We start from the raw sequence: 14109 nt of genomic DNA, 5'->3' as shown, positions 1-14109 counted from the left end.
CTACCAGGACGGACAAGCCGAAACCGTGCTCGGTGGGCTGATCGGGCGTCGACGGGACAGCTTCGTGGTCATCACCAAGTACAGCGGGACAAGGCAAACCCAGCCCCACCCCGGCACGACCGGCAACAGTCGCAAGATCATGGTCCGATTCCTCGAAGCGAGTCTGCGCCGTCTGAACACCGACTGCGTCGACGTGTTCATGCCGCACTTCCCCGACGGCATCACCCCGATCGAGAGAATCCTGGCCGGGTTCGACGACCTGATCCGCTCCGGCAAGATCCTGCACGGCGGGCTCTCCAACTTCCCGGCCTAGGGCCTGTATCGAAGTCGGCTGAGGTGACTTCGATACAGGTTGACGCTGTTCAGCGTGTTGGTGATCAAAAATGAGCGAGGTCTCCGGTAGTCGGTTCGTCGACCAAGAAGAACCTGAACACCGGAGACCTCGTGAACACCCTAGCGGTGACGGGGCGGTTCGACCTGACCGACGCGCAGTGGGCGACGCTGGAACCGTTGCTGCCCACCCCGTCCCGGCCAGGACGACCGTCGTTGCGGACCAAGCGGCAACTGATCGAATCGTGCTGGCCGCGGGTCAGCGGGGCGACAGCTCGCAGTTCGTCCCGGTGTTGTGTGGGATCCGGGTGCCTCGGGTGGCCGGTGGTCGGCCCCGGAGCCGCCCGGATCGGGTGTTGGCCGATAAGGCGTACACGTCCAGGGCCAACCGGGAGCATGTGCGTCGTCGTGGTATCAAGGCGACCATCCCGAGCAAGGTCGATCAGGACGCGCATCGCCTGGCCAAGGGGTCCAAGGGCGGTCGTCCACCGGCCTTCGACCCCGAGGACTACAAGCAGCGTCATGCGGTGGAGTGCGGCATCAACCGGCTCAAACGCCACCGTGCGGTGGCCACTCGGTATGACAAGCTCGCCGTGCGCTACGAAGCCACCGTCCATGTCGCCGCGATCAACGAATGGCTCTGACCGACTTCGATACACGCCCTAGGGCGGGCACCACCACGCACAGCACGGGAAGAGGGTCGGCCTCGGCGGGGAGCACGATCAGCGCACCGTCGCCCCGGTCCTCGTACTCGTACCGCATCAGATCGATCCCCTTTTCCCTCCGATGACCTGCCGTTCGGCGTGGTGCTCGGTATCATCCCGACGCCATTCGCCACAGCCGTGAGCGCGCCGCTCGTCGTTGACAAAGTCCTTTGACCGCACCATCCTGCTGCTCATGGCCCGCGACGCGGGCGACGCCGGTTCGACGACGGCACCAGCGCGGCGGAACGGGGCCGCGCTCGGCGCGACGACCGCGCCGGACCACCCGTCTCCGGCAACCGGTTCCGCCACGTCTCCGGGGTGATCTCCCATGAGCAGCGCACCGCCCGGTCCACCGTCGCGCGCACGGGTCGCGGCGGCGACCTTCGTCGGCACCGCGATCGAGTTCTACGACTTCTACCTCTACGGCACCGCCGCCGCCCTGGTGTTCGGTCCCGTGTTCTTCCCCGAGTTCTCCCCGGTGGCCGGGACCCTCGCGTCGCTGACCACGTTCGCCGTGGGCTTCGTCGCGCGCCCGCTCGGCGCGGTCCTGTTCGGCCACTTCGGGGACCGCCTGGGGCGCAAGCGGATGCTCGTCGTCTCACTGCTGGTGACGGGTGGCGCGACCGTGACGGTCGGCCTCATCCCGTCCTACGCGGCGATCGGCGTGCTCGCCCCGGTCCTCCTCGTCACCGCCCGGTTCCTCCAGGGCATCGGCATGGGCGGAGAGTGGGGAGGCGCGGTGCTGATGGCCACCGAACACGCGCCTGCCGGGCGACGCGGCCTCTACTCCGCGTTCCCGCAGTCAGGGCCAGCGGTCGGGTTCCTGCTCGGGAACCTGGTGTTCCTGGTGCTCAACGCCACCATGCCGGACGAGGTCTTCCGGAGCACCGGCTGGCGCGTCCCGTTCCTCGCCTCCGCGGTGCTGCTGGTCATCGGCTACTACATCCGCGTCCGGGTCAACGAGACTCCGATCTTCCAGGCCGTGCTGGACCGCCGCCACCGGGCGAGGGCACCGTTCGCCGAACTGCTCCGCCACCAGTCCCGCGTGCTGCTGCTCGCGACCCTGTCGTTCATCCTGGCCCACGCGCTGTTCTACACCGTCACCACGTTCGTGCTCTCCTACGCCACCGGCGCCCTCGGCGTCGGTCGCAGCACCGTGCTGACGGCCGCGATGGTGGCGGTGGCGGTCATGGGCGTGCTCACGCCGCTGGCCGCCGCGGCCTCCGACCGGTTCGGCCGCAAGCGGCTCTGCCTCGCCGCGGGCACGGGCGCCGCGCTGTGGGCGTTCCCCCTGTTCTGGCTGGTGGACACCGGGCGGCCGGTGCTGATCACCGTGGGCATGACCGGCGGGATGGTCTGCTTCGCCCTGCTCTACGGCCCGATGGGCGCTTTCCTGCCGGAACTCTTCCGGGTCCGCTACCGCTACTCCGGCGCGTCGTTCGCCTACAACGCGGCGGGCATCGTCGGCGGCGGCATCAGCCCCCTCGTGGCCACCGCGCTGCTCGCGGGCACCGGCACCTCCGCGTGGGTCTCGGTGTACCTGCTGCTGATAGCGCTGGTCTCCCTGGCGTCCGTGGTCGCGTTGGGGGAGACCAAGGACGACGACTTCGCCGACGGGCTGGAGCCGGAGACGCGGGACGAAACGCCTCCACAGCGGTGAAGGAGGCCGACAGGGTCATGTCCGGGGAGCCGAACGGCTGATCTGGCGCTCCTCCTCGAACCGCGCCGAGGTGAAGGGGGACAGGTCCACGGAGGCGGGCTCGCCCAGCGCCAGCGCCGCGGCGCACTCGCCCACGGCGGTCGCGAACTTGAAGCCGTGCCCGGAGCAGGCCGAGACGTGCACGACCCTGGGGTCCGCGGGCGAGCGGTCGATGACGAACCCGCCGTCCGGGGTGAGGGTGTAGTAGCACTGGCGCCAGCTCACCGGTTCGGGATCGACACCGGTGAGGATGCGCGAGACCACCGCGGCCATCTCCCGGCGGAACCTGGGCGCGACCGCGTGGGACGTGGTGTTCTGGGGATCACCCGGCCGCTGCTGCCGGTTGTGGAAGCCGACCTTGATCCGGGGCGCGCCCCCGCCCCATTCCGGGACGCCGTAGACGACGCCACCACCCGCCGACTCGTACAGGAAGGCCGGGAACCCCTCGATGCCGAGGCGGTGGTCGGCGCGGAACCAGTAGACCGGCACCCGCACGGGCGCGAGGACGTGGCCCAGGCCGATGGCCAGCGCACCCTGCATCCACGGACCGGTGGCCAGGACGACGACACCGCAGGAGATCTTCTCGCCCGAGCGCAGGCGCACCTCGACGCCGTCCACGACTGGTCGGAGCCGCTCGGCCTCGTCGCCGAAGCGGAGGCGGGCCCGCCGCCGCACGGCGGCGTCGAGCATCGCGAGGCGGGCGCGGGCGGCGAGCACGGTGTAGGCACCCGGCTCGTACAGGGCGGTCATCCCCTCGTCCACGCCGAACCAGGGGAACCGGTCGGCGAGCCGCGCGGCGTTCCAGACCTCGTGCTCGATGCCGCCGAGCCGCGCCGTGCGACGGCCCAGGGGGACCACCCCACCCTCGCCGGACCCGATGAACACCCCGCCGGTGCGCACCAGCAGGGTGTCGCCGTGGGCCTCCTCCAGTTCCGCCCACAGCTCGTTGGCGCGGTTCAGCAGCGGCAGGTACGCCGCGCCTTCCCAGTAGGCGCGGCGGAAGATGCGGCTCTCGCCGTGCGACGAGCCGTACCGGTGGGTCGGACCGTGGGCGTCCAGGGTGAGCACGCGCGCGCCGCGCTCGGCCAACGCCCACGTGGTGGCCGCGCCGACGACGCCCGCGCCGACGACCAACACGTCGCAGTTCATGGCGGACGGGCCCCTTCCTCGTGTCCCGGCGAGAACAGGTGTGGACCGGCGCGGCGCCCCGTGGTGCGGTCGGCCGGCTCAGAGCGTGGCCGACGCCAGGCAGTTCAGCCGCGAGATCACGACGGCGACGAAGCCGTCCGGCACCACGAAGTTCGCGGCGTGCCGGTCGTGGAAGCAGAACAGGACCGGCACGCCCTCCTCGCGCAGCACCCGGCGGGCGTCGAGGATCCACGACGAGGACAGCCGGTCGTCGTCGCCCACGACCGACACCCGTGCGCAGCCGGGCACCGAGTCGGTGAGCACCGTGGGCGCGGCGGCGCGCGCCCGTTCGGCGATCGGCGCGTCGAGGCACAGCACGGCCTCGTCGCCGAGCACCAGTCCGCAGTCCGGGTCGACGCCGAACGACGCCAGCAGTTCCGGGTCGCGGCACCGGACCAGGGTGAGGTCCGTGGCGCAGGCGAACCCGAAAGCCGCCACGTCGTCGTAGGGCACCAGCTCGATCGTCTCCGTCGTGGTCACCGTCGTCCCCCATCGTCGTCCGACGTGCCGGACCGTCATCGGCACGCCAAGCCGTTGTCCCAGCGCCACCGCGTCGGGCTGCACCACCCGGTTGCCCAGCACGGCGAGGCGGTGCAGGCCCCGGTAGCTGATCCGCCGCAGCGTCCGCGCGCTCGTGGACAGGGCCGGGTCGCACGTCATCACGCCGGGCACCTCCTTCACGACCTCGACGGGCACGCCGAGCGCCGCACCGAGCGCCACAGCGGTGAGGTCGCTGCCACCGCGCCCGAGCGTCATCACCCGGCCCGACTCGTCGAGTGCCTGGAAGCCCGCCACCACCGGCACGGCTCCGCGGGCGAGCACGTCGCGCAGCCGGTCGGTCGCCACCTCGCGCAGGACAGGTCTGCCGTCGCGCCGGGCGGCGCGGAGTCCGGCGTCGGTGGCGGTGAGCGGCGCCGCCCTGATGCCGCGACTGCTCGCGAGGTGCGCGACCAGCGCCGTCGAGATCACCTCGCCCGCCGACAGCATGAGGTCCCGGACGTGCGGATCCGGTGGTCCCGCTTCGGCCTCCAGCAGCCCGAGGAGCGTGTCGGTCGCGTAGGCGTCGCCCCGCCTGCCCATCGCGGACACCACGACCACCGGCACCTCGCCCGTGCTCACCGCGTTCTCGACGTCGGCGAGCACCCGTGCCCGGCGGACCTCGTCGGCGAGCAGGGTGCCGCCGAACTTGAGCACCCTCGTCATGCCGCCCCCGCCTTCGCGCTCCTGGCCTTGGTGGCGGTCACGACACCCGCCAGCGCCACCGCCATGCCGAGCCACGCCTGCCACGGCATCGCCTCGTCCACCAGCAGCCATGCGACGGCCGCGGCCGTCGGCGGCACCAGGAAGAACAGCGCCGACACGCGGGAGACCTCACCGGCGCGGATCATGGCCAGCAGCAGCGTGAGCGAGATCAGCGAGTTTCCCACCACCAGGTACGCCAGTGACACGACGAACTCGGTCGTCCACTCGATCCTCATCGTCTCGAACAGCAGGGCGAGCGGGGCGCAGGTCACCAGAGCCACCACGTACTGGACCAGGTTCGCGGTCACCGGGTGCTGCTCGGTGCCGAACCGCTTCTCGTAGAACGTGCCCGTCGTCATCGCGAGCAGGGCGCCGACCGAGCACAGGATGCCGACCTGCGTCGAGTCCCCGATGCCGGTGGTCGCGGTGATCACCACGACCACTCCCACCATGCCGATCGCGAGACCGGCCCAGCGGGTCACCGGCACGGACTCCCCCGCGACGCGCAGCGCCAGCAGCCCGACCAGGATCGGCTGGAACGCCACCACCACGCCGAAGGTGCCCGCCGAGACGCCGAGCACGAACGCGACGTAGGTCAGGATGAAGTACAGCGACTGGATGAACAGGCCGACGACGGCCTGGTGCCCCAGCTCCGCCCGCGTCGCGGGCAGCGGTGGGCGCAGCAGCGCGAACAGCACCACCAGGCACACGACGAGCACGAGGTACCGCAACGCGAGGAACGTGAACGGCTCCGCGTGCCTGAGCCCGAGCTTGGCGAAGGCGAACCCGCCGGACCACAGCAGGACGAAGACCGCGGGCGCGGCGGTGATCCACGCCGGCGGCGAGGTGATCGGCTTGGCGACGTCGTCCACTTCACACCCTCGTCGTGTCCGGTCCGGGGCGGCTCTCCACGCGGTGGAGCAGCCTGCCGAGGCGGGGGTTCGAGAGCTCGAACCCGAGCAGGTTTCGCAGGCGCCACACGAGCGCCTGGTTGCTGGACACCACCGGTCGACCGATCGCGGCCTCGATCTCGGGGATCACCGCGGTGGCGCGCAGGGAAGTGCACGACACGAGCAGCGCGTCCGCCGTGGTGTCGCACACCTCCGCGGCCGCGGCCGCGAGCGCGGCGGGCGGCAGCCGCGTCATGTCCAGGTCGCGCCGCAGGCCGAAGCCCGCGACGTTGACGACCTCGAACCCGGAGTCGGCGAAGTGCTCGGCGACCAGGTCGTTCACCCGCGCGACGTACGGGGTGAGGATCGACAGCCGTCGCGCTCCGAGCGACCTCAGCGCCGACACCGCCGCTCCGGCCGGTGTCAGGCACGCGGCGCCGGGCTGGGCGGCGCGGAGGCGTTCCGCGACCTGCTCCTCGCCCAGCACGATCGCGCCCGAGGTGCACCCGTACACGAGCACGTCCACCGGACCCACCCGGATCGTCCGGGCGGCGTCGGTGATCAGGCTCGCCATCGCCCGCAGGGTGTCGACCGTGATCGGGTCGGTGTTGGCGACCCTGGTCGTGTACAGGCCGACCTCGGGTGGGAGCAGCGCGCGCAGGTCGGACTCGACGTTGGCGTCCGTCGCCAGCGCGAGGAGCCCGACCGCGCCCGCGGGCGCCACGTCGTCCAGCGCGCGCGGCGGTTCGACCACTTCCGTCCTGGCGGGGACCACCCGTCCACCTCCTTCGTCTCAGTAGCCCAGGTCCACGTCGACCACGTGGCGGAGCGGCCTGCCCCGCCGGTCGTCCTCGATCGCGGCGACCACCTGGCGGAGCATGTCGCGCGGGTCCGCCACCGCCGCGCAGTGCGGGGTGATGGTCACCGCCGCATTGCTCCACAGTGGACTGTCCGAGGGCAGCGGCTCGGTCTCGAACACGTCCAGCACCGCGTGCGAGAGCACTCCTGCGTCGAGCGCGCGCAGCAGGTCGCGCTCGACGTGCACCTTCCCGCGGCCCGCTCCGATGAAGGCCGGGGCGTCGAGCACGCCGTCCCGCGCCAGCCGGTCGAGCAGCGCGAAGTCGACCATCGCCGTCGTCCGCGGGGTGAGGGGCAGGAGGCACACCAGCACGTCGGTCCTGCCCAGGAACTCCGCGAGCTCCTCCTCCCCCGCGTAGCAGTCCACATCGGACAGCTTGTGCCGGGTCCGGCTCCAGCCCGCCACCTGGAACTCCAGCTGCCGCAACGTCTTGGCGACCGCGCGGCCGAGCACCCCGAGGCCCATGATCCCGACCCGGAGGTCGCAGGCCGTGTGCGGCGTCTCCGAACGCCACACGCGGCTCCGCTGGAACAGCGCGAACTCGGCGTGCCGCCGGAGGATCCCGAGCACGTGGAACGCCACGTACTCGCACATCTGCCGGGTGAGCCGCTCGTCGACGACCCGGACCAGCGGCACGTGCCGCGGGTAGGAGCGGTCCCGCAGGACGTGCTCCACGCCCGCGCCCAGCGAGAAGACCAGCCGGAGGTTGTCCAGCCTGGCGAGCGCGCCCTCTGGCGGGTCCCAGACCAGCGCGTAGTCGACGGCCGACTCGTCGAACCCGTTTTCCGGGCACACGAGCACGGCGTCGGGCAGGTCGGCGCGGAGCGCGTCCCGCCACCACTCGACCGGTTCTCCCTCGGCCAGCAGGAGCACGTGCACGGTGTTCCCCTCCACTCGACTGCGCACCGCCCGCGATCAGCGGACCGGCGCGTTCTCCTTGACCGTGGTCCGGTGGATGACACGGGTGTACTTGTCGGCGTTGAACGACGTGGCCGCGTGGGCGACGCGGCGGTTGTCCCACAGCACGACGTCCTTGGGCTGCCACTTGTGCCGGTAGACGAACCGCGGCTGGGCCGCGAACTCGGTGACCTCCCGGATGAGCCGCTTGCCCTCCTCGTCGGTCATGCCGACCGCGCCGACGCTCATCCGCGAACCGAAGTACAGCGCCTTGCGCCCGCTGCGCGGGTGCGTGCGCACGAGAGGCCAGCGCTGCGGCGGCTCCTTCTCCAGTTCCAGCTCGACCGCGCTGATGGTGTTCGACTTGCCGAGGTCGCGCAGGTAGTCGTTCAGCCCTCGCACCGAGTGCAGCAGCACGACGTCCTCGTAGCGCCGCTTCGTGTCCTCGTCGAGCGCGTCGTACGACGAGTAGGTGCACGCGAACACCGTGTCACCTCCCGCGGGCGGCACCTCGACGCCGTAGAGCATGCTGACCCACGTCGGTTCCGCGTACTGCGAGTGGTCCGCGTGCCACTCGAGTTCGCCGTCCTCCGGTTCGTCCTCGTCGGTGTCGGGGGCGAAGATCACGGCCTTCTTGTCCGGGTTGCCGATCACGAAGATCTCGGGGTGCTCGGACTGGCGGTCCTCGACCCGCGGCGGCAGGTCGAGTTCCCCGAAGGCCCGGCAGAACCGGACCTGCTGCTCCGGGGTGATCCGCTGGTCGCGGAAGATCAGCACCCCGTACTCCTCCAGCGCTCCCTCGATCGCCGCCACGACAGCGGGCGTCGGTTCCCGACCGACGTCGACACCGTGCACGACAGCGCCGAGGACGGCGTCGAGCGGGGCGAAGCGGACGGAGTGCTCGATGTGCGACGGCGCACTCATCGACGTGCCTCCAAACTGTTGTCGGGTGTTCTTCCTGCTGCTGAGGATCTCGTCGGCCACCGCCCAGACGCCGGGCGGCGCGGAGCGGAAGGTCAGGCGGCGGTCGTCCGGCTGGGGCGCCAGGTCCGCCCGCCCCGCCACCACGCGGCGCAGCGCGTCGACGACCACGGCGGCGCACAACTCGTTGATGTCGTGCAGGAGTCTCGGCACCGAGTCGGGGCGGTTGGGCAGTTCCCTGGCGAGCAGGACAGGACCGCGGTCGACGCGGTGGTCGATCAGGTGGACGGTCGCTCCCTGGGGCAGCCCGTGGACGACGGCCCAGATGTAGGGGTTGTTGCCGCGCACGTCCGGCAGGAGGCCGGGGTGCACGTTGAGGAAGCCGTGCGGCACGGCCTCGATGAGCCCGCGGCGGAGGATCCTCGTGTCGCCGAGGACCCCCAGCTGCACGCCGGTCTCCTCGACGAGCCGGACTACGGACGCGTCGTTGTGGTCGGCCACGACCTCGTACCGCAGACCGAGGTCGGCGCAGGTCCGTTCGGCCGAACGCGGACGCCGGAAGCCCGGCACCCGTTCAAGCCGTTCCCACTGCGCTTCCCGGCCCGCCGCGGCGAGCTGCGACTCCTCGTCGACGACGAGCGACGGCCGGAAACCCGCGCGGAGCAGGCGGTCGAGCATGAGTTCGCCACGCGGGTGGCCCGCGAGGTTGAGGTAGGCGAACCGCAGGTCCGCGGCGGTCGAGCAGCCGGGCACCCGGAGCCGCACGGTGTCGGCCGCGGGGTACGAGCCGTCCTCGTCGTGCACCTCGTCCCCGTGCAGTCCGGGTTTGAAGACGCAGGCGATCGTCAGGTCGGTCCGCGCCCGCACGACGTGGGGATCGTGCCGGTCCAGCAGGTACACCACTCCGGGGCGCAGCGGATGGCGCCCGCCGGTGCGGAGGTCGACGAGTTCCCCTTCGCCGTCCACGCAGTACACGCACTCCACGTGGCAGCGGTACCGCATCGAGGTCTCCGTGCCCGCGAACATCGTGGTGACGTGGAAGGAGAACCCGACACCGTCCTCGGCGAGGACCAGGCGCACGCTCCGCCAGGTGTCCGACGTGACGCACCGCTTGGTGCCGAGGGCTTCGTCCAGCGTTCGAACGATCATGACGCGCTCGCCGCCATCCCGGTCGTGGCCCACCGCGGGGTCGTGCCGGTGACCACGTCGCGCACCGCCTGCTCCAGCAGGTCGATCCCGACGTCCAGCAGCGCGGGCTCGATCGTGAGCGGTGGCAGGCACTTCACGACCTCGTCCCGGCTCCCGCAGGTCTCCACGACCAGGCCGCGCCGGAACGCGGCGGCGGCGACGGCACGGGCCAGACCGGTCCGACCGGTGTCCAGGCCCAGCAGGAGCCCTCGGCCGCGGACCGGCTCGGGGGTGTCCCCGTTGTCCGGCAGCAGGAGCCGGGCGCGGAGGAGCCCGGCGCGGAGGGCCTCGCCCTTCTCCTCGACCGCCGCGGTGAGCGCTCCGTCCGACCAGTACCGCCGGAGAGCCGCGTGCGCGGTCACGAACGCCAGGTTGTTGCCCCGGAACGTGCCGCTGTGCTCCCCCGGCTCCCACACGTCGACCTCAGGGCGCAGCAGGACCACCGCGAGCGGCAGGCCGTACCCGCTGAGGGACTTGGACAGCGTGACGATGTCCGGGCGGACACCGGACTCCTCGAAGCTGAAGAAGCGACCCGTGCGACCGCACCCCGCCTGGATGTCGTCCACGATCAGCAGGGAACCGACCTTGCGGGCCAGCGCTTCCAGTCCGCGGAGCCAGCGCGAGGACGCCGTACGCACACCGCCTTCGGCCTGCACCGCCTCCACGATGAACGCCGCGGGCCGGTCGACACCGCTGCTCGGGTCGTCGAGGTAGCGCTCGACCAGCGCGAGCGTGTCGCAGGCGGGGCCGTGGTAGCCGTCGAACGGCATGAAGGTGACGTGCTGCCTGGAGTTTCCGGGGAACCGCTGGTACGACCGCTGCCCCGTCACGGCCAGCGCGCCGTGGGACATGCCGTGGAAGCCGTTGGTGAACGCGATCACGCCACTTCGCCCGGTCGCCTTCCGCGCGACCCTGAGCGCGGCCTCCACCGCGTGCGCCCCGGTGGGTCCGGTGAACTGGAGGCGGTAGTCGAGGTCCCTCGGCGCGAGCACGGTGCGGTGGAACTCCTCGATGAACGCGCGCTTCGCCGTGGTGGCCATGTCCAGGCTGTGCACGACACCGTCGTCGCGCAGGTGGCACAGCAGTGCCTCCTTGAGGACCGGGTCGTTGTGCCCGTAGTTGAGAGCGCCCGCACCGGCGAAGAAGTCGACGTAGGACTTGCCGTGCTCGTCGCGGATCTCGGCGCCGCTGGCGGACCGGAAGACAGCGGGAAAGGCGCGGGAGTAGTTCCGCACCCTCGACTCCAGCGCGCCGAACGCGTGCCATTCGGCGCCGAGCGCGCCATGAACTTCTGCCATGTGAATCCCCCAACAGTAGCGATGATTCGCGGCCGTGGTGACGTCGGCAGAATCGGTGTGGCCGGACGACGAGGTCTGCCGACTTGATCAGATGGTCGAGCGCACGGTGATTTTCACGTGCCGGACGGGACTTATCCGCTCAGCCAAAAAATCTTCCCCCTCGGTGCCCGACTTCCCCTGTTCGTTGAAATCGTCGCGCACCCGCCGCGAGTGCGGCTACCTTATTAGGGGGCGTAATTGCGCGGTGCACAAGTACGCAGGGGGGCGGTACCGATGGATCGGACCTGTTCGGCGACGTGCGGCGCGCCGGAGGTGTGCGACGAGGCGGTGGCGACGTACGAGGGAGCGGTCGCGAACAGCGACGTCGGGGATTGCCTCGCGCTGGCCGAGGTGCCGATGTGCCTGCGCAGGCTCGGACTGGTCGTGCCCTCGGCGCAGGCCGCCGACCGCGTGCGCGCCGTGCCGCCGTCCGTCGCGGCGGCGCACCACCTCGCACCGCTGGAGCGGGCGATCTCACGCAGGCGCACCGAACTGTCCGCCGTCACCGAGACGTTCGAGCTGATCGAGCAGGCCTACCACCGAGGTCGGGCGGCACACCTGCCCGACCTCGTCCACCTCCGCGGCCAGGCGGACGTCGAAGCCGCGCTGCGGCGCTCGCTCGACGAGTGCCAGGCGGAGCTCATCACCGCGCATCCGGGGAAGGGGCGGTCCGCCGAGGTGCTGGCGGAGGTGCTCGAACGGGACCTCCCGGTGCTGCGGAGGGGAGTGCACAAGCGAGTGATCTACCAGCACACCATCCGCACCCACGGGCCCACGCTGGAGTACATCGACAGCATCGTCCGCGAAGGGGCCGAGGCCCGGACCCTCAGCGAGCTGTTCGACCGGCTCATCGTCTTCGACCGGAAGACCGCCTACGTCGCGTCGCCGTCCGGCGGTGAGCACGAGCTGGTCGAGATCCACCAACCCTCTCTCGTGCAGTACCTGATCCGTTCCTTCGAGCTGGCCTGGAGCAGGGCGATCCCCGTGCCCGCCACGGCTGGCTACCGGTACTCCGTGTCGGTGACGAGCGACATCCAGCTCAGCATCATGCGCATGCTCGTCAACGGGCTCACCGACGACAAGATCGCACGGGAGCTCGGGATGGGCAGGCGCACGGTCGCCGAGCACGTCCGGCGGCTGTCCCAGCGCTTCGGCAGCTCGGGCCGCGCGCAACTCGGTTACGCCATAGCCAGATCCGGCCTGCTCGACACCGACGACCAACCAGAGCGCTGAGGTTCACGAACGAATTCCCACCGCTCACTCCTACCCGATCTTCGACTTCGGCCGGGAGTGAACGAGAACAACGGCATCGGATTCGTTAGCTCGCCGAAAAATGAATGATTTGCTCAAGGCGGCAGGAACGACCCTTCCCCGGTGGTCTCATGGTCATCGAAGGGTCCGAAGGTTGACCAGCCTCAGCTCGTCGGGCCGCTCTGTCCGCTTCGCCGCTGGACCAGCGGAATGAAGAGATCGTTGATGATCGAGTGGATCCGTGCGGGTTCCAAGGGCCTCAGGTCCATGAGCAGATCGTGGCGCACCAGGTCGAACGGCATAACGAGCACGGCGGGCGGGACGCTTCCCAGGTCGATCTCCCCGCGGTCGTGCGCGCGCTGGTACACGACCTGCGGAATGGAGAGCGGCGCGCCACCGAGGATCCTGTCGCGCAGCTCCGCCGGCGTCAGGGCGGCGTCGGCGAGCAGCCCTGAGAACGCGGTGGCCGCCGCTATCGCGAAGAAGGTGGCGCGGGCCTCGCTCATGCTGGTCAGCAGCGCCAGCAGGTCGCCGGACAGCGAACCGGTGTCGGGGACGGCTACCGGATGGCTGTTGCGGTAGTGCTCGATGGCGGCGAGCACCATCTGATCCTTGTTGGCCCGGCGGCGGTAGAGCACGGCGATCCCGGTTCGTGCCCGCGCGGCAACGGACTCCATGGTCAGCCTCGCGTAGCCGACCGCGACCAGTTCGTCCCACGCCGCGGAGAGCACGGCGTGCTCGAGTTTCACGCCCCGGCGCCGTTGTTTGACCCGGTCGCCGTCGACAGCACCCACCCGTCCCATAATAGGAGAGGTTTTCCTTCCTTGCCCAACGACGCTATTTTGGCGTGAGCTTCCCCGATAACCCGAGGCAGTTGTTATCTGGCTGCGGTCAGTGCTGCCGGGATGGTAGCCGGCTCGGTCTGGGCGGTGTGCCAGGCGGCTTCGTACTCGTCGGGGCTGAGCCAGCCGAGTTCCTTCTGGATGCGTTCGGTGTTGTAGAACCCGTCGATGTAACCGAAGAGTGCGTTCTCGGCTTCGTCGCGGGTGCGCCAACTGTTGCGATACACCAACTCGATCTTCAGCGTGGAGAAGAAGTTCTCCATCAGGGCATTGTCATACGAGTCGCCAACAGACCCCATCGAAGGCAGAATCCCGTTGTCCGCCAACCGTTCGGCGAACCGGAAGGCCGTGTAGGTCGACCCTCTGTCGCTGTGGTGGATCAACTGTCCGTCGCGTACGTCGCGCGACCAGATCGCATACTCCAGTGCGCCCAGGACCAGGTCGGTGTCGCACCGATCGGAGGTCTTCCAGCCGACGATCCGGTTGGAGAACGCGTCGCGCACGGCCGCGAGCCAGAAGACGCCCTCACCGGTGGGGACGCGGGTGGCGTCGGCCACCCACAATCGGTCCGGGGCGGGTGCGGTGAAGTCCCGGTTGACCCGGTCCGGCGCCGGCACGGCCCGCGGATCCCGCCTGGTCGACGGGACGCGCCACTGTTTACGCAGGAACGCGCCTTGCAACCCGGCCTGGCGCATCAGCCGCTCCACCCGCTTGCGCGACACGCGGATACCGCGGCGACGCAGCACCTGGTGCACCCGCGG

General features: G+C 70.6%; 13 protein-coding genes. 4 read left to right on the top strand and 9 right to left on the bottom strand.

Annotated elements, in window-relative coordinates:
- The 3 genes from VFZ92_RS36280 to VFZ92_RS36270 form a co-directional block, all read left to right on the top strand.
- Positions 1–313: aldo/keto reductase (locus tag VFZ92_RS36280; RefSeq protein ID WP_330881498.1), on the top strand; the 313-nt coding region annotated here is incomplete at its 5' end.
- 70 nt (positions 314–383) lie between these two features.
- Entirely contained in the window at positions 384–974 is a 591-nt protein-coding gene (locus VFZ92_RS36275; RefSeq protein WP_330881496.1) for a transposase, read from the top strand.
- A gap of 388 nt (positions 975–1362) precedes the next feature.
- The gene (locus tag VFZ92_RS36270) at positions 1363–2694 is read left to right on the top strand and encodes an MFS transporter (RefSeq protein WP_330881494.1); all 1332 of its coding nucleotides are present in this window, start codon (positions 1363–1365) and stop codon (positions 2692–2694) included.
- Between the two features lie 15 nt (positions 2695–2709).
- Here the strand turns inward: VFZ92_RS36270 and solA are convergent, their stop codons facing one another.
- From solA to ectB, 7 genes are all read right to left on the bottom strand, one after another.
- Positions 2710–3882 (bottom strand): N-methyl-L-tryptophan oxidase, encoded by a 1173-nt coding sequence (solA, locus tag VFZ92_RS36265; RefSeq protein ID WP_330881492.1) that lies wholly within the window; start codon positions 3880–3882, stop codon positions 2710–2712.
- Positions 3883–3960: 78 nt separating this feature from the next.
- Positions 3961–5124: a hypothetical protein gene (locus tag VFZ92_RS36260; protein WP_330881490.1), complete on the bottom strand. Its 1164-nt coding sequence runs from the start codon at positions 5122–5124 to the stop codon at positions 3961–3963.
- Positions 5121–6035, bottom strand: a complete 915-nt coding sequence (locus tag VFZ92_RS36255) for a DMT family transporter (RefSeq protein ID WP_330881488.1) — start codon at positions 6033–6035, stop codon at positions 5121–5123. Before VFZ92_RS36255 ends, VFZ92_RS36260 begins: the two co-directional genes overlap by 4 nt.
- 1 nt (position 6036) lies before the next feature.
- Entirely contained in the window at positions 6037–6828 is a 792-nt protein-coding gene (locus tag VFZ92_RS36250; protein WP_330881486.1) for a hypothetical protein, read from the bottom strand.
- Positions 6829–6846: 18 nt separating this feature from the next.
- Positions 6847–7791, bottom strand: coding sequence for a glyoxylate/hydroxypyruvate reductase A (locus VFZ92_RS36245; RefSeq protein ID WP_330881484.1), 945 nt, complete (start codon positions 7789–7791; stop codon positions 6847–6849).
- Between the two features lie 36 nt (positions 7792–7827).
- On the bottom strand, positions 7828–9879 hold the full coding sequence (locus VFZ92_RS36240) for an ectoine synthase (RefSeq protein ID WP_330881482.1): 2052 nt from the start codon (positions 9877–9879) through the stop codon (positions 7828–7830).
- Complete coding sequence (gene ectB / locus VFZ92_RS36235; RefSeq protein WP_330881480.1) at positions 9876–11216, bottom strand: diaminobutyrate--2-oxoglutarate transaminase; 1341 nt, start codon at positions 11214–11216, stop codon at positions 9876–9878. The genes VFZ92_RS36240 and ectB overlap by 4 nt, the downstream gene beginning before the upstream one ends.
- A gap of 273 nt (positions 11217–11489) precedes the next feature.
- Here ectB and VFZ92_RS36230 point away from each other — a divergent pair, with 273 nt between their 5' ends.
- Entirely contained in the window at positions 11490–12488 is a 999-nt protein-coding gene (locus VFZ92_RS36230; protein ID WP_330881479.1) for a LuxR C-terminal-related transcriptional regulator, read from the top strand.
- Between the two features lie 182 nt (positions 12489–12670).
- Here the strand turns inward: VFZ92_RS36230 and VFZ92_RS36225 are convergent, their stop codons facing one another.
- Positions 12671–13300, bottom strand: a complete 630-nt coding sequence (locus VFZ92_RS36225; RefSeq protein WP_330881477.1) for a TetR/AcrR family transcriptional regulator — start codon at positions 13298–13300, stop codon at positions 12671–12673.
- An 83-nt stretch (positions 13301–13383) separates the two neighbouring features.
- On the bottom strand, positions 13384–14109 hold a 726-nt coding region (locus VFZ92_RS36220; RefSeq protein ID WP_330881474.1), incomplete at its 5' end, for an IS3 family transposase.

The sequence above is a fragment of the Umezawaea sp. genome, from assembly GCF_036375055.1.
Lineage (GTDB): Bacteria > Actinomycetota > Actinomycetes > Mycobacteriales > Pseudonocardiaceae > Umezawaea.
Note: the sequence above shows the minus strand (reverse complement) of the source record. Positions and strands in the feature narration are given on the sequence as shown.